The sequence below is a fragment of the Clostridium sp. UBA4395 genome (genome assembly GCF_002390995.1).
In the GTDB taxonomy this organism is placed as follows: Bacteria; Bacillota; Clostridia; order Clostridiales; family Clostridiaceae; genus Clostridium_J; species Clostridium_J sulfidigenes.
On the sequence record NZ_DGRF01000074.1, the window covers coordinates 11,360 to 28,653 of the forward strand.

At 30.4% G+C, this 17,294-nt stretch carries 11 protein-coding genes; 3 read left to right on the forward strand and 8 right to left on the reverse strand.

The window, feature by feature from the left end; genetic code table 11:
- Positions 1-84 precede the first annotated feature (84 nt).
- From B2694_RS13330 to B2694_RS13360, 7 genes are all read right to left on the reverse strand, one after another.
- Positions 85-972: a tocopherol cyclase family protein gene (locus tag B2694_RS13330; RefSeq protein WP_346886163.1), complete on the reverse strand. Its 888-nt coding sequence runs from the start codon at positions 970-972 to the stop codon at positions 85-87.
- Positions 965-2,404, reverse strand: coding sequence for an FAD-dependent oxidoreductase (locus B2694_RS13335; protein WP_346886164.1), 1,440 nt, complete (start codon positions 2,402-2,404; stop codon positions 965-967). The genes B2694_RS13330 and B2694_RS13335 overlap by 8 nt, the downstream gene beginning before the upstream one ends.
- 112 nt (positions 2,405-2,516) lie before the next feature.
- Entirely contained in the window at positions 2,517-3,230 is a 714-nt protein-coding gene (locus B2694_RS13340) for a phosphatase (RefSeq protein ID WP_346886165.1), read from the reverse strand.
- A 260-nt stretch (positions 3,231-3,490) separates the two neighbouring features.
- Positions 3,491-5,344, reverse strand: a complete 1,854-nt coding sequence (locus B2694_RS13345; protein ID WP_346886166.1) for a 5'-nucleotidase C-terminal domain-containing protein — start codon at positions 5,342-5,344, stop codon at positions 3,491-3,493.
- Between the two features lie 375 nt (positions 5,345-5,719).
- The gene (locus B2694_RS13350; protein WP_346886167.1) at positions 5,720-7,507 is read right to left on the reverse strand and encodes an ABC transporter ATP-binding protein; all 1,788 of its coding nucleotides are present in this window, start codon (positions 7,505-7,507) and stop codon (positions 5,720-5,722) included.
- Positions 7,507-9,234 carry an ABC transporter ATP-binding protein gene (locus B2694_RS13355; protein ID WP_346886168.1) on the reverse strand — a complete coding sequence of 576 codons (1,728 nt, stop codon included), beginning with the start codon at positions 9,232-9,234 and terminating at the stop codon, positions 7,507-7,509. Before B2694_RS13355 ends, B2694_RS13350 begins: the two co-directional genes overlap by 1 nt.
- A 261-nt stretch (positions 9,235-9,495) precedes the next feature.
- Positions 9,496-9,783 carry a DUF503 domain-containing protein gene (locus tag B2694_RS13360; RefSeq protein ID WP_346886169.1) on the reverse strand — a complete coding sequence of 96 codons (288 nt, stop codon included), beginning with the start codon at positions 9,781-9,783 and terminating at the stop codon, positions 9,496-9,498.
- A gap of 315 nt (positions 9,784-10,098) precedes the next feature.
- Between B2694_RS13360 and B2694_RS13365 the strand changes: the two genes are divergently transcribed.
- The 3 genes from B2694_RS13365 (at position 10,099) to B2694_RS13375 (ending at position 13,292) form a co-directional block, all read left to right on the forward strand.
- Positions 10,099-11,481, forward strand: a complete 1,383-nt coding sequence (locus tag B2694_RS13365) for an MATE family efflux transporter (protein ID WP_346886170.1) — start codon at positions 10,099-10,101, stop codon at positions 11,479-11,481.
- 91 nt (positions 11,482-11,572) lie between these two features.
- A complete protein-coding gene (locus B2694_RS13370; RefSeq protein ID WP_346886171.1) occupies positions 11,573-12,688 on the forward strand; it encodes an SLC13 family permease in 1,116 nt (371 codons plus the stop codon).
- A 94-nt stretch (positions 12,689-12,782) separates the two neighbouring features.
- Positions 12,783-13,292 (forward strand): ferritin, encoded by a 510-nt coding sequence (locus B2694_RS13375; RefSeq protein ID WP_346868587.1) that lies wholly within the window; start codon positions 12,783-12,785, stop codon positions 13,290-13,292.
- Positions 13,293-13,447: 155 nt separating this feature from the next.
- Here the strand turns inward: B2694_RS13375 and B2694_RS13380 are convergent, their stop codons facing one another.
- Positions 13,448-16,891 carry a pyruvate carboxylase gene (locus B2694_RS13380; protein ID WP_346886172.1) on the reverse strand — a complete coding sequence of 1,148 codons (3,444 nt, stop codon included), beginning with the start codon at positions 16,889-16,891 and terminating at the stop codon, positions 13,448-13,450.
- Positions 16,892-17,294: the final 403 nt, after the last annotated feature.

Sequence of the window (17,294 nt, forward strand, 5' to 3'; positions counted from 1 at the left end):
TAAACTAGCATCTTCATATTTTTAATGCTAGTTTAATATTAGTTTAGAATTTAGTTTTTATCAGGTCTCGAGACATTTAAATTCCTATCTATCCACATATTCAAAACTACAGTTATCACTTTCTATATCAAAGACTAAATTATCCTCTATATAAAACTTATAGTTAGCTGAGCAAGCTGCATTTTCATGAATAGTTCTGCACATATTACCACTTGAGGGTGCTAATAACTTTTGTGGATTTCCATCAGTAACTTTTATCTGTAGTTCATACTTACCTCTTTTTAACATTAGTGACTTGCAATTATATTTAAGAATCTTAACTCCATTATAGGTGGATAATCTATATTCTCTTCCTTTATAATATACAACGCATATACATCCTTTAAAATTTATTCCCATAAAAGGTATATCTGCTATAGCTGCCATTATAGATATTTTTTCATTTTTAAAATCATTACACTGGGTCCATAAATAAGTTTTTGGGAAAGAGTTGCCTCTATCTGTTTCAATATATCCAACTCCATCATTAAAACTTACATCTTCACCATTAATAATTAAATTTCCCCTTAATTTATGATATAAACTAATAATGCCATGGCTACATTCCATAAAAGGTATAAAGCTAAAAGGTCCCATGATGTCATATTTTACAGGAGTCAATAAGTCATATTCTATTTTTCCATCTATTGTTAAACCCTCATCTTTAATGTGGATTTCAATGCCTTTAGATGAAAAAATACTATCTCCAATTTTTATTTTTAACTTATCTTTATAAACTATAAATTTAGAAAAACTATAATTTATATTATATGAATTTCTATTAGTTATCACTTGTATAAAGGCTGATCTATTTCCTTTACTATCTATATTTATGCCAGGTATAAAGGATATAGTATCCTCACCCTTTTGATGTTTAAAATACCAGCCCTCAAAAAAACTCTTTTTCCTTGTATAACATTTAATTTTATTCATGGGATAATCCCCTAATAGCTGGACTTTCTATCCAATTCCCCTTGTAATCAAATCTAGAGCCATGACATGGACAATCCCACGATAACTCATCAGGATTCCATTGAAGTTCACAACCTAAATGAGGACATTTTGTAGTTACAGTAAATATATTACCATTATTATCTTTGTATATCCCAACTTTCTCTCCATTATATTCTACAATTCCACCATGACCAGTTTCTACCTTCTCTACCTGCTCACTTGGAATGTGAATTTTTTGTGCTATAAAATTCTTTGTAGTTTCTATTACATCCTGGGTTAGGTTTTTACTTGATGCTGACATATCAAATCTTGTAGGAGAAAATATCTCTGCAAAATCATTTTTATTTCCGGATATCATATCAGATAAAATCATAGCTGCCACCATAGAAGATGTCATTCCCCATTTTTTATAACCCGTTGCCACATATACATTAGGAGTTTCAATGGAATATTGACCTATGTAAGGTATTTCATCTATAGGAATACAATCTTGAGCAGACCAATGATATTTTTCCTTAGCATTGGGATATAACTCCCTTGCTACCTGTCTTAATTCTTCATACTTACCACCAGCTTCATTCTTACCAGTTCTATGAGAACCTCCACCAAGCAATACTAAGTCCTTATAATTTCTAAAAGAGTATCCCCATTTATCAATACCAATGTACATTCCATTGACATCTTGAGCATTCTCTAAAGCTATAACATAGGATCTTTCTTGATGCATTCTAATGAAATAATACCCAGGTGTATTCATAATTGGATAGTGAGTAGCTACTACTATTACCTTAGCAGCAACCATCCCTTTATCTGTAACAACTAGCTCCTCTTTAATTTCTAAAGCTTTAGTATTTTCGTAAATGGTTAAGTCTTCAGTAATAACTTCTAAAAACTTAAGGGGATTAAATTGACCTTGGTTATAAAATTTCAAAGCTGCCTTAACCTTAAAAGGAAGCTCTGTATTTTCTAAAAGTTTAGCTTTTATTCCTAACTTAGTTGCCGCTTCTAATTCTTTTTTTAAAGCTTCAACATTGTCCATGGTATATAGATAAGCATCCTTCTCTTCAAAATCACACTTAATTCTCTCATTCTCAATTATCTCTTTATATTTTTTTATAGCTAACTCATTGGCACTTGCATATTGTCTTGCCTTCTCTTCTCCAAATTCCTTAATTAACTTATCATAAATTAAGGAGTGCTGAGAAGTTATCTTAGCAGTAGTATTTTTTGTATTTCCACTACAAATCTCTTCAGCCTCAATTATAACTACATCTATTCCTTTTTTCTTTAGCATATAGGCAGTTAATATTCCTGTTATACCAGCTCCTATAACTACTACATCTGCCTCTATATTTCCATTTAATGATTCCCTCTTTTTAAAATTACAGCTTTCACTCCATACAGATTTCATAAAAATCACCTCATAAATAGTATTCCATTATAGTGATTTTATACACAATTAATTATTAATAAAGGTGATATATCCACACAACTATAACATTTTGTTGATATATCACCTTATATTATCTTTTTCCTAATATATATTCTAAGGAATCCATATTAAAATTTAAAACAAGTTTCTCTGGGAAATCTATCTCCTTAAGTAACTCATAACAGGATGAAAATTTTCCTACATCATAATAAATATGAGCGTCACTGCCCATTATTATTTTAACTCCATGTTCTTTACATAAGTTTAGAAGAGTTATTTGATTTTCTCTAGCATTTCTTCTAAAGCTCTTTGGAGATATGGATGTATTATTCATTTCAAAAACCATATTTTTTTCTTTAGCCGCTAATACTACTTTTTCATAATCTAAAGGAAATCTACTATCATCAGGATGACCAATGATTTTAACATAAGGATTATCCATAACCTTTATTAAAGCATTAGTATTTTCTTCAATGGTTCCTGGTGCTACACAAGGTGGATGCATACTAGCTATGACATAGTCAAGTTCCAGTGCCAGCTCCTCTTGTACATCTATTCTACCTTCATAATCCATTATGTTAGCCTCTATTCCTTTTAGAATTCTAACTCCCATAATTTCATCCTTAATCACCTTTAAATTATTAAAATAATATTCATGAGCTGTACCTGGCATAGATATAGCATGATCTGAAACTCCAAGGACCTTTAGCCCCTTATCTCTAGCTTCCTCAATATTTTCCTTTAAAGTACTATAAGCATGCCCACTAGAAATAGTATGGGTATGTAAATCCATTAAAGCCTTCATTATATCCCTCCATTACTTTATTTTTCTTTAGTCCTATCACTATCCTCTATATTACCTCAAAACTGCATAATAAAAAAGGGATGATTCTTTCTATGTATTGCTCTATGAGTTATTCACATATTGAAAATCACCTCCAAAATAAAATAAAAAGCACGTAAGCTTAACAACCGAACTTACGCTGTTAAGCTACGTGCTATATCTATATTATATCAAGTAAAAAATTTTATTTTAAAGCTCGTTAAAAAAATTTTAACAATTTATTATGCTGACCTTTTCTTTTTTTTAGCAATATATCCACCTAATGCAATCACCATAATTCCCATAATTCCAAATGCATCTGGGATTAATGGGGCACCAGTTTGAGGTAATTTGCTTGGATTGCTTGGTTTACTTGGATTATTAGTATTTGGAGTTGATGGCTTATTTTCTTCTTCTGGAACATTAGGTTCTGTTGGTTTTTCTTCTGTAGGCTTATCTACAGTTGTATCTTCTCCTGCTACTAATACATTAAAATCTACTTCAGGGACACCATTTTTGTTCCAGTCTTCAGCCATTGCATCTCTCATAACTACATTTGTGTTAACTGCATTTTTAGCATTAGAGAAATCATATTTATCTCCACCTGTTAACATAAAGTCATTTATTGCTACAGAATAATATTTATCCATATCAATTTTAGTTCCATCATTTAGTCTTATAGATGAAACTTTGCCATCTTCTGGATTATACCAAACCTTTATACCTGCATATTGACCCCATGCAAATCCCTCTGTATTAATTCCATGTTCTATGATGCCATATAGGTCTGAACCCTTAACATCAAGAGTTACTATAGTATTATCAAAAGGAAGAATTTCGTACATATCACCAATAGTGACATCTCCTTGTTCTAGACTTCTTCTAATTCCACCACCATTAGTTACAGCTATCTCAGTTCCTACTATTTTTCTCATAGTTTCTGCTACAGTTACACCAAGTGGAGTTACTGCAGTGTTTTTATCATCATGACTTAAACGCTCTTTAAGTGAAGCTACCTTTTGTCCTAATATTTCACTTAAACCTGAATTCATATCATTTACTTCCTTTAATACATTTTCATCTACTGGAAGGGTAGCCTCTTTACCTAAAAACACATCCACACTAGGCTCTACGTCTATAAGTTTGTTACTATGATCAAAGGTAAATGTAAGCTTAGCTAAGGCTCTACCATTATATCCACCTTCTACTACTGGTACTCCATTTACCTCGCCTGAAACTACAGAATGGTTATGACCTGCAATTACAGCATCTACACCTTCAACTTTTGCTATATCAGCAGCTTCCCCAGTTATTTCTTTTGTGTTAATATCTTGATACGCTCCGGCATGCGCTATAACTACTACAACATCAACCTTTTCTGTTTCCCTAAGTACTTTGTTCCACTTAGCAACAGTATCTACTGGATCTAAGAAATCTACATCTTTTACATTTTCAGCTAAAGTAGAAGTTGCTGTTTCTGGAGTAGAAATTCCTATTAACCCTATTTTTACTCCATTTCTTTCAACTACTTTATATGGTTGCGCATAGCTTACTCTTTCTTCAGTACCTTTTTTAACTATATTGGCAGCTAAGAAGGCGAATCCACCTTCTTTTGACCAAGCATTTATATTATTAATGCCCCAGTCAAATTCATGATTACCTATAGCAGATGCTTCAAGTCCCATAGCTTTTAGCATAGCTGTTACTGGTTTACCAGTGGTAAGATTAGAAATTGCAGTCCCTTGATATAAATCTCCTGCTGATACTGGTATAACACCATATTCAGTAGTAGCTTTAGCTTTATATTCATTTACAACTCCTACTAATTTTGCAGCTCCAATGTTTTTACCAGACTCTAATACATTGCCATGGAAATCATTAAAACTTATAATGTCAACTACCTTGTTAACCTTACTTAAATTAGTCTCCTCTAGTAATTGTGTCTCTATACTGTTTTCGTCACTAGCTACAGCTTGGCTATTATTTGTTTTATCATTATCTTCTGCATATGCCTCAGTAATATTTATTGACATTACTAAGGTTGCAAATAAAAATAATGACATTATAAACGCCGTAAGTCTTTTTTTCTCTTTCATACCCTTTCCCCCTTGTCTAATTATAATTTAATAGGAACATAGTTAACTATATTCCTTATACCTTATATTGTATTACCCATTATTTTACTTTTCAATAGTTTTGTGCCTTGCTTGTAAATTATTCCATTGAAAAATAATTTAATTACAAATTTAAAATAAAATTCAATAGGATTTTAACCATAAACTATTTAAATATGAAGTTATAAAACTATGTTCCTATTTAAATATATACCTATAAACCTATTTAAATATTTACCTAGTTAACTAGCATTCCTGTTATAAAATTAAATGTATATTTAATTTTATATTGTGCTACATATGTATATTAAAAAAATATAAAAACGCCTCTTAAAAAGAGACGTTTTCTAATATTATTTAACTTCTTACTTCTTCATTATTTCTAAATTGACTATTATAAAGTTTCTCATAGAAACCACCCTTTGCCATTAGTTCTTCATGATTTCCTTGCTCTATAATATTACCTTCATCTATAACTAAAATTAAATCCGCACTACGGATAGTTGAAAGTCTGTGGGCAATAACAAAGCTTGTTCTTCCCTTCATTATATTCTTCATAGCTTTTTGAAGTAATAGCTCTAGTCTAGTATCTACAGAGCTTGTTGCCTCATCTAATATCAATATGGCAGGATCTGATATTATAGCTCTAGCAATAGTTAACAGCTGCTTTTCACCTTGAGATATATTAGATGCTTCTTCGTTAAGAAACATGTTATACCCATCAGGGAGAGTCTTTATAAAGTGGTGTACATTAGCTACCTTAGCAGCTTCTATTATTTCCTCTTTCGTAGCATCAAATCTACCATACTTTATATTATCGTAAATTGTACCATTATACAGCCATGTATCTTGAAGAACCATTCCAAATATTGACCGTAGCTCTTCCCTCTTCATGTCTCTAATGTCTACTCCATCTACCTTTATAGCTCCCTCTTTGACTTCATAAAATCTCATAAGTAAGTTTATAAGAGTAGTTTTACCTGCTCCTGTAGGACCTACAATGGCTACCATTTGCCCACTCTTAACCTGTGCACTTAAGTCTTTTATTAATGGCTTGTCGTCACTATATCCAAACTTAACATGTTCAAAGGTAACATTACCACGTGGATTTTCTAATTTTATTAAATTCTCTTTATCTGGAATTTCCTCTTCTTCATTTAATATCTCAAATACACGATCTACTGCAGCAAAAGCTGATTGTATAGCTGAGGATAATTGAGTTACCTGAGAAAGAGGTTGATTTATCTGCCATATATAACGAATAAATGCTTGTAGATTTCCAACAGTAATGGCACCTGCTATGGCATTAATTGCACCTAATACTCCAATGGCTGCAATTCCTAAATAACTTACTAGAGAAACTAGGGGTGACATTATACTTGATATAAATTGAGCTTTAAATCCAGTACTACAAAGTTCTTGATTTATATCTCCAAATTCTCTTATAACATCATCTTGCTTTCCATATAATTTTATCTCATTAAAGCCAGTATACATCTCCTGAACCTTACCATTTAGGTTTCCTAGAGCCTTTTGTTGCTTATAAAACAGTTTCTGTGATCTTCCAACTATAACTCTAGATATCATATAGCTTATAGGTATTATAAGTATAGCTACTAATGCCATCTTTACATTTATTGTAAACATCATTATTAATGCAAAAGTTAATGAAAGAACTGCATTAACTACTTGAACAAAACTTTGCTGTAATGCATTAGATATAGTATCTATATCATTAGTAATACGACTTAATACATCTCCATAGCTATTTTTATCAAAGTAACTCACTGGTAATTTTCTAATTTTATCTTGAACAGTATTTCTTAAATCCCTCATGGTATTTTGAATTGCATTAGTTAACATGAAGCTAGCTGCATATGTTGATGATGTACCTCCTACATATACAAAGGCTAAAACTATTAAAATTTTTATTATATAATTAAAGTTTACTGAAGCTCCTACTACTCCTTTAGCCATATCAAAGGCATCCTTGGTAAGCTGAGTTATAATTAACCCTTCTGTCATGGGAGCTAGAGCAGTAAAAATCGCTGCTATAATTACAAATATTATGGCCCCTATAAAAGGCCATTTATAAGGTTTTACAAAGGGAGAAATTTTACTTACTGTATTTTTAATCTTCTTCATTATGCCAACTCCTCCTTTGTTAATTGTGATGATGCAATCTCTTTATATATATCGCAATTTTTCAGTAACTCTCTATGAGTTCCTATTCCAACTACTTCCCCTTCATTTAATACTATAATTTTATCAGCATCCATAATAGAGCTTATTCTTTGAGCAACTATCAATACTACAGCCTCTTTAGTTTCATTTTTAAGCTTATTTCTAAGAGTAGCATCTGTTTTGAAATCTAAGGCAGAAAAGCTATCATCGAAAATATATATTGCAGGCCTTCTTATTATAGCTCTGGCAATAGATATTCTTTGCTTTTGACCTCCAGATACATTACCTCCCCCTTCACTTATTAACTCCTCAAACTTCTTAGGTTTTTTAATTATAAAGTCATAGGCTTGGGCCACCTTTGAAGAATATTCAACCTCTTCTACAGTAGCTTTCTTTTTACCAAATCTAATATTTGTATCTATACTTCCTGTAAATAACCTAGTCTTTTGAGGTATAAAGCCAATTTTTTTACGCAAAGTCTTTAAATCATACTCTCTAATATCTATTCCATCTATCTTTATACTTCCTTCAGTAACATCATAAAATCTAGGAATTAGGTTTATTAGTGTACTCTTTCCACTGCCAGTACTTCCTATAAACGCAATAGTTTCTCCCTTTTTAGCTGTAAAGGAAATATCTTTAAGAACAGGTACTTCTCCATCTGGATAAGTAAAAGTAACTTTATTAAATTCTACAGTTCCTTCATTATTACTTTTCTTGATTCCATTCTCAGGATTCTTGATAATAGGTTCAGCATCTAATAGCTCTTGTATTCTATTAGATGAAACTTGTGCTTTTGGATACATAACAAATACAGTTGAAAATAACATAAGTGAAAACATAGCATGGAATAAATACTCTATAAAAGCAACTAATTGTCCTACTTGAAGAGTTCCCACATTTATCATGCTACTAGAAATCCAGAATATGGCTATGATTGCTAAATTAAGCACTAAGAAAAAGCTTGGCTGAGATATAGACATAAGCTTGAAAATCTTCTTTGAAATCTCAGTATAGTCCTTATTAGTTTCAGCAAATCTTTCTCTTTCATGATCATCATTACCGAAAGCTCTTATTACCCTTATTCCTGTCAAATTTTCTCTAGATATTCTGTTTAACTTATCTAAATTTTTCTGTTGAATCTCTGACCACGGATGGGAAATTTTAGCTATTATGAATACACCAATAATTATAAATGGTAATGTAACAGCTAATATACTTGATAAGGATGAACTTGTTTTAAGTATCATCACTAAGCTTACTATAAACATTACTGGTGTAATCAACGCTAATCTCAGTAATATATTTATAAATTGCATTACTTGAAATGCATCGTTGGTAGTTCTAGTAATCATTGATGATATACCAAATCTATCATATTCACTATGAGAAAACTCTTGTGATTTCTTAAATATATCATTCCTTATATCTCTAGTTACATTTGTAGATATTTTAGATGAACAATATCCTAACAATATTGTCCCTAAAACCCCTATTATAGATATAACTACAATTATAAGTCCCATTGTTTTTATATATTCTATATCACCATTAGCTATTCCCTTGTCGATAACTTTAGCCATAATAGTTGGTATTCCAAGTTCAACTAAAGCAAAGCCAAATACTGATATTATATTAATCATAAGAAGCATTTTATATTTTTTTAAGTATTTTAAAATTAATTTCATTTTATAATTCCTCCTTTGTAAATATTTTTTAATACTAATAATATAAATTAATAATTTAATTATCTGTTCTATAATTAACTTTAATTATTTACCACTATTAGAACATAATACCCACAGCTTAACTATGAAGTCAATGGAATTTATAACCGTGAATACAATTACATAAAGAATTATTAATATTTATTATTTTATTTCCTCTATGTGTGTTGCAACTTTCCCCTTTTTAATATCTTCTAAAATTTTTCACCATTTAATACCACATCAAAACACATCTTCCTCGTTCTCAATTTTAATTATTTCTGCATCTGTATTTTCTTCTATAAAATTTATTATATTTTCCATGGTAGAATGGATCTGAGCTGATGTTCCACAAACTCCTGCAATACCTATAACTAATGTTTTATGTATATCTTGTTCATCAACTTCGCCAACAGAAATATTAAACTTATTTCTTAGTCTTTGCATTAAACTCTTTATCACCATTCTCTTCTCCTTTAAAGAATGTACCCATGAGGCTCTTAGTGTCACACGCATTATTAATATTTTCATTATATTATCACTCCATTAATTTAATATTTTATATTAATTTCTCCAGTTTCAATATTGTTATGTTCTTACATGGTAAACCCATTGATATTACTGTAATTAAGGTTCCTAGAGCAAATCTAATCAATTACCTCCAATGTACCCTATTATTCTAATTTTATCACAATATTCCTATATATATCCTTCGTTGCTCTTCTTTTACATACATCCTATAATGATAAGGGGATTTTTTTATCTTAAGGTATATATAAACTTAGTTTTAAATTATAAACTTTAGATTAAAATCTATAATTATATCATTTGAGGAGGTAAACTATTATGAACTCTGAAACTATCACTAAAAGGGATAATAAGATTAAAGATAGTTCTATCACTGATATGACCATTGGAAACCCTTTTAAAATTTTATGGACTTTTTCTCTTCCCATGTTACTTAGTTCACTTTTTCAACAACTTTATAATATTGTAGATAGTATTGTAGCAGGAAAATTTATAGGAGTAAATGCTTTAGCTGCTGTAGGTGCTTCTTATCCTATAACTGCACTATTCATAGCTGTGGCTGTAGGCTCTAGCATGGGATGCTCTGTAGTAGTTGCACAAATCTTTGGTTCAAAAAAGTATACTACTATGAAATCTGCAATTTCAACAGCTATAATATCTCTAACCAGTCTTAGTATTATTTTAACTATCTTGGGTAGTATTTTTTGTAAGCCTCTTATGAGACTTCTCCATACTCCAGAAAATATATTTTCTGATTCTGCCCTTTATTTACAAATATACATAAGTGGTATTATATTTTTATTTTTATATAATACTGCCACTGCCATATTTAACGGTTTGGGAGATTCCAAAACACCTTTATATCTTTTAATTTTTTCTTCTATATTTAATATTATTTTAGACCTAGTGTTTGTTATAACTTTTAAAATGGGTGTATCTGGAGTTGCCTTAGCTACTTTTATTGCTCAAGGTCTTTCTTCTATACTAGCTATAGTGTGCCTTATTATGAGATTACGTAAAATTGAAGTCACTGAAAAGTATCCTTACTTTAGTAGTTACATTTTAAAACGTATAAGTAGAATTGCCATACCAAGTATAATGCAACAATCCTTTATATCTATAGGTCAAATTTGTGTACAAGGTCTAGTTAATAGTTACGGAGCCATAGTTGTAGCAGGATATTCTGCTGCCTTTAGAGTTCATACCATTGCTCTTACTTCTATGAGTACTATGTCTAGTGCACTATCTAGCTTCACTGCCCAAAACATTGGTGCAAAGAAAATTTCCCGGGTGAAAGAAGGATATAAAGCTGCAGTAGCTATAACCTTAAGTATATGTGGTGGAATTCTTATTCTATTTTTAATCTTTGCTCCAAAATTAATTGGATTGTTTGTAGATTCTAGTGAGAGTATAAATGTAATTAATGTAGGGACTGAGTTTCTAAGAACCCTAGCACCTTTTTATTTAGTAGTAGGTCTTAAGATGGTATGTGATGGTGTTCTCCGTGGAGCTGGAGCTATGAAAGACTTTATGTTTGCCACCTTTTCTGATTTAATACTAAGAGTAGCCCTTTCCTTCATTTTAGCTTCAATAATAGGATATTCTGGTATCTGGTGGGCTTTCCCTCTTGGTTGGATAATAGGAACTGCGTTATCTGTATACTTTTATTATAAGGGTACTTGGAAACCTTCAATTAATTAAATATATAATTATATTTAGGCTATGTTTTACTTGAAAATTAATTTATAATTAAAGTAATGCATAGCTTAATTTTTAAAATGGAGATACATAAATGAAAATAGTACAAATTTATAAAAATCAAATTATAAAATTCTTTAAAACCGAGACTATATTAGTAATAGCTATAACTTTAGCTATTCTCTCTTCCTTTATAGCTATACCCAAGATAGAGTATATAGATTTTAAGGTTTTATTTTTATTGCTAAATTTAATGATTATTGTGGCAGCCTTTAAAGATTTAAAGATATTAGACTTCATTGCAGTGTCTATATTAAATAAATGTACAAGCTACGCATCATTATGTTTTTCCCTAATATTTATAACCTTTTTCTCCTCAATGTTAGTAACTAATGATGTAGCTCTACTTACCTTTGTACCGTTAACTATAATAATTAGTAAAAAGATTAAGGTTAATCCATTAAAACTAGTAATTTTTCAAACTTTAGCTGCCAACTTAGGTAGTAGTTTAACCCCTATGGGAAATCCACAAAATCTTTTTATTTATTCCTTTTATAATCTAACTCCCGTGGATTTTTTTAGAATAACTCTACCTTTAGTTATAATTGCTATTATATTTTTAACTATTTTAATTATAAATAATAAAGAAAATATTAAGGTTCCTAGTCTAGATAATATTTCCGGATTCAACACAAAAGGTATTATTATTTTTACTATTTTATTTATTATGGCTATTTTATCTGTATTTAGATTTATAGATTATAGAATTTCCATGGGGGTAACCTTGATATTAACCTTGATAATCAATAAAAATCTATTAAAGGAAGTGGATTACTCCTTGCTTATTACTTTTATAGGTTTCTTCATATTTATAGGCAATATTTCCTCTCTGGGTGTTGTAAAAAGCTTTTTATCACAAATACTAAATAAAGCTAATAATACTTACTTTGCCTCTATTCTGCTGAGTCAAGGTATAAGTAATGTACCTGCTACAATGCTCATTGCAAACTTCACAAATTATTATAAAGAGCTTTTACTAGGGGTTAATGTTGGAGGAATGGGCACAATAATTGCATCTATGGCAAGTGTTATATCATTTAAGCTATATGTGAAGGAATTTAAATCCTATAGTGGTAAGTTTTTAAAGAAATTTACCTTCTACAATATTTTAGGACTTTTTATATTCATTCCTACTATTAAATTGTTTTAGTTGTTATAATTTGAATAACTATGGTAAATCATGTAGAATAGTACTAAATATCTAAAATTCTATAATAAACTAAGGATTACAAGGAGGTATACTAATGTTAAGTGATAATTTATTAAAAAATCTTAATGACCAAGTAAACTTTGAATTTTATTCATCTTACACTTATTTAGCTATGTCAGCCTATGCTGAATCTGTTGATTTAAGTGGAATAGCTAATTTCTTTAGAGTTCAAGCTCAAGAAGAATTATTTCATGCAATGAAACTTTATGACTATATTTTTCAAAAGAATGGTGTTGTTGAATTAGATAAAATTGATAAACCAGAGGGCAAATATGAAAGTATAATAGACGTGTTTGAAACTGGTTATAAACATGAACAACTAGTTACAAGTAGAATTTATAAGTTAGCAGATATTGCTTCTGAAGAAAAAGAACATGCAACTATGAGCTTACTTAGATGGTTCATAGATGAACAGGTTGAAGAGGAAAATACCTTTAATACTCTTCTTAAAAAGATTAAAAGAGCTGAAGATAATCCAGCAGCCTTATATATGTTAGATGAAGAACTTGCTACAAGAGTTTTCACTCCACCAACTACTGCTTAATGTGAAAATCAATTACTCATTATAATATTTAGTGAGTATAATCACAATGCAAAAGACTTACTTAGTGATACAACATTAAGTAAGTCTTTTATAATATATATAAATTTTTTATAGGGTTGCAATTATATATTACTAGGAATTTAAAATATAAATTATTACTTTAATTTTACTAGTAATTGTCCTGTCTTTACTTGTTGTCCTTCTGATACAAGAATGGAGTCAATAATACCGTCCATAGAAGCTACTATATTAGTTTCCATTTTCATTGCTTCTATTGTCAGTAAGCTTTCTCCTTCTTTAACTTGTTGTCCTTTTTCTACTAAGACTTTAATTATAGTTCCCGGAATACTTGCTCCAATCTCTAGCTTATCCTCAACATTAGCCATCTTTATAGAGCTATCACTACCATTACTCTTTAAATCACTTGCTGTTTTATCCTTAATTTTAATTTCTCTTCTATTTCCATTAATCTCAAAGGCTAGAGTTCTATATCCTTCTGAATCTAATTTACCTATTTCTATAAATTGAACTATAAGTGTCTTTCCTTCTGCGACTTCAACCTCACAAGTTTCACCCTCTGCAAGTCCATGGAAGAATACATCACTACCCATACGACTTACATCACCATATTCTGAAACAAATTTTAAGAAGTCTTCAAATACTTCAGGATATAAAGCATAACTTATAACATCTTTTTTAGATGGATTATATTTGTATTTATCCTTTAAATATTCTTCAATTTTATTAAAGTCTTCAGGTGGTAATAATTCTCCTGGTCTATCCGTTATAGCCTTTTCACCCTTTAAAACTATCTTTTGTAGTTCCTCTGGGAATCCACCTTCTGGTTGACCCATCATCCCTTTGAAATAAGATACTGCCGAATCTGGGAAAGCCATATTTCTTCCTTTTTCACAGATATTTTCAGAAGTTAATCCATTTTGAACCATGAAAATAGCCATGTCCCCTACCATTTTTGAAGAAGGTGTAACTTTTATTATATCCCCTACCATATTATTTACCTCTTTGTACATAGATTTAACTTCTTCAAATCTATGACCAAGTCCAAAACTTTCTACCTGAGGTTTTAAGTTTGAATATTGTCCCCCTGGAATCTCATATTTATAAATCTCTGCTCTACCTGACTTAAGTCCTGATTCAAACTGTTCATATACTGGTCTTACAGCATCCCAATAATTTGATAACTTTTGAATTTCACTTACATTTATGCCAGTATCTCTGTCTGTATTTTCAAGAGCTGCTACAACAGAGTTTAGAGCTGGTTGGCTAGTTAAACCAGACATACTATTAAAGGTTGTATCTACAATATCTACTCCTGCATCAGCTGCCATAAGAACAGTTGCTACACCATTTCCAGTAGTGTCATGGGTATGTAAATGAATAGGTATTGAAATCTCATTTTTTAATGCTTTAATAAGTTTTTTAGCTGCATAAGGTTTAAGCAATGCAGACATATCCTTTATAGCAAGTATATGAGCTCCCATTTTTTCTATTTCTTTAGCCTTATTTACATAGTATTCAAGACTATATTTATCTCTAGTTACATCTAAAATATCTCCAGTATAGCATAGAGCAACTTCTGCTAATTTCCCACAGTTTAAAACTTCATCAAGAGAAGTTTCTATACCCTTTAACCAGTTAAGTGAGTCAAAAATTCTAAATATGTCTATACCACTCTTTGAAGATTCTCTTATAAATTCTCTTATTACGTTATCTGGATAATTTTTATATCCTACTCCATTAGCTCCTCTTATCAGCATCTGGAACATAACATTAGGAATTCTTTTTCTTAATTCTTCAAGTCTTTCCCATGGAGATTCTTTTAAGAATCTGTAAGCCGTATCAAAGGTAGCTCCACCCCACATCTCAAGAGAAAATAGATCTCTTCCATAGGCTGAGGTCGCCTTTGCAATGTTGAACATATCTCTACTTCTCACTCTTGTGGCCATTAGAGATTGCTGCGCATCCCTCATAGTAGTATCAGTAATTAATAGTTTTTTCTGATTCTTAATCCAATTAACAACGCCCTCTGGACCTTGTTCATCTAATATTTTCTTCGTACCTTGTATGCCTTCTAAAGAGTCTATAACTGGAATAACTGGTACGTCAAATTCTCTCTTATTTCCCTTAGTTTCATTTACTATTTTTTCTCCAATGATTTTTAAAACCTTATATTCTTCATCAGTTCTAGGTTTTATATCAAATAATTGAGGATTATCTGCTATAAAATTAGTATCACATTGTCCTCTTCTAAAGGTTTCATTATTTAATACGTTTATTAGAAAATCTATATTGGTCTTAACTCCAGTAATATTCAACTCTTTAATGGAACGTATGGATTTTCTAATTGTATCTTCAAAGGTTCTAGAATAAGCTGTTGTTTTTACAAGTAAACTATCGTAATAAGGACTAATTACAGCACCACTAAATCCATTTCCTCCATCTAGTCTTATCCCAAATCCTGAACCTGTTCTATAAACATCTATTTTCCCTGTATCTGGGGCAAAACTATTAGAAGGATCTTCTGTAGTTACCCTACATTGGATTGCAAAACCTCTTGGTTTTACATCTTCTTGTGAACATATTCCTATTTCCTTAGAATCTAAACTATATCCCTGTGCTATTAAAATTTGACTTTGAACGATATCTATTCCTGTAGTCATTTCGCTAACAGTATGTTCTACTTGTATTCTTGGATTCATCTCAATAAAATAGTGATTGCCATGTATATCTACTAAGAACTCTAAAGTTCCAGCACTTATGTATCCTACGGATTTTGCAATCTTTAAAGCATCTTCACAGATAACTTGTCTTTTTTCTTCACTTAGAGATATTGCTGGGCTAAATTCAATAACCTTTTGATGTCTTCTTTGTATTGAACAATCTCTTTCATAAAGGTGAACTATATTACCATGCTTATCTCCAAGAACTTGAATCTCAATATGTTTAGGTCCTTCTAGATATTTTTCTATAAATATATCATCTATTCCAAAAGCCTTTTTTGCCTCATTTTTAGCACTTTTAAAAGACTCCAGAAGTTCTTCTTCTTTTCTTACTATCCTCATACCTCTTCCACCACCACCGGCAGCAGCCTTTAGCATGATTGGATATCCACATTCTTTTGCAAATTTAATTGCTTCCGTCTCTGAAGTAATTGGTTTTTCAACTCCTGGTATTACAGGTACACCAACTTCTTTTGCTACAATTTTTGATTTTATTTTATCCCCTAATCTATCCATCATTTCTGCTTTAGGTCCTATAAATTCTATTCCTGCCTCTTTACACTTTCTAGCAAACTCAGGATTTTCAGATAGAAATCCATAACCTGGATGGATGGCATCTACACGCTTTTTTAATGCAAGATTAATTATTTCATCAATATTTAAATAAGCGTCAACAGGGCTTTTATTCTTTCCAATCTGATAGGCTTCATGGGCCTTTGTTCTGAAAAGAGAAAGCTTATCCTCCTCAGAATATATAGCAACAGTTCTTATTCCAAGCTCATGACAAGCTCTAAATATTCTTATTGCAATTTCTCCTCTATTTGCTACTAATACTCTTTTGAATTTTTTCTTAGTCATATAAAAAACACCACCATCTTTTATTATTTTCAACTAAAAACTTTATAAACTTATGCAATATATAATCTTTAGTTTATGCAAAATATATTTTTTTAACAAAAATAATTGGACTCCAATAACATGTTTTTAATTATATCACACACTTTTTATAAAGTATAGCATTTTTATAAAATTATTATGTACAACTGAAATTTAGTATTTTTATACTTGCAAATATAATCACTTAAATAAAAAAATGATTTAAAATAATTCTATTCTAACCATTTTAAATCATTTTCAAACCCTTGTATTTAGCTGTTTTTCTTAAAATTCATTGTATATTATCATACATTTTTAATTTTACAAGATAATATTTTGTGAATTTATATTCTTTAAATATTTTATTTGTGTTAAATCAATTTAT

Excerpts from the sequence above, each read along its gene's own strand:
- B2694_RS13330 (WP_346886163.1), bottom strand. The coding sequence starts at position 972 with ATGAATAAAATTAAATGTTATACAAGGAAAAAGAGTTTTTTTGAGGGC.
- B2694_RS13335 (WP_346886164.1), bottom strand. The coding sequence starts at position 2,404 with ATGAAATCTGTATGGAGTGAAAGCTGTAATTTTAAAAAGAGGGAATCA.
- B2694_RS13340 (WP_346886165.1), bottom strand. The coding sequence starts at position 3,230 with ATGAAGGCTTTAATGGATTTACATACCCATACTATTTCTAGTGGGCAT.
- B2694_RS13345 (WP_346886166.1), bottom strand. The coding sequence starts at position 5,344 with ATGAAAGAGAAAAAAAGACTTACGGCGTTTATAATGTCATTATTTTTA.
- B2694_RS13350 (WP_346886167.1), bottom strand. The coding sequence starts at position 7,507 with ATGAAGAAGATTAAAAATACAGTAAGTAAAATTTCTCCCTTTGTAAAA.
- B2694_RS13355 (WP_346886168.1), bottom strand. The coding sequence starts at position 9,234 with ATGAAATTAATTTTAAAATACTTAAAAAAATATAAAATGCTTCTTATG.
- B2694_RS13360 (WP_346886169.1), bottom strand. The coding sequence starts at position 9,783 with ATGAAAATATTAATAATGCGTGTGACACTAAGAGCCTCATGGGTACAT.
- B2694_RS13365 (WP_346886170.1), top strand. The coding sequence starts at position 10,099 with ATGAACTCTGAAACTATCACTAAAAGGGATAATAAGATTAAAGATAGT.
- B2694_RS13370 (WP_346886171.1), top strand. The coding sequence starts at position 11,573 with ATGAAAATAGTACAAATTTATAAAAATCAAATTATAAAATTCTTTAAA.
- B2694_RS13375 (WP_346868587.1), top strand. The coding sequence starts at position 12,783 with ATGTTAAGTGATAATTTATTAAAAAATCTTAATGACCAAGTAAACTTT.
- B2694_RS13380 (WP_346886172.1), bottom strand. The coding sequence starts at position 16,891 with ATGACTAAGAAAAAATTCAAAAGAGTATTAGTAGCAAATAGAGGAGAA.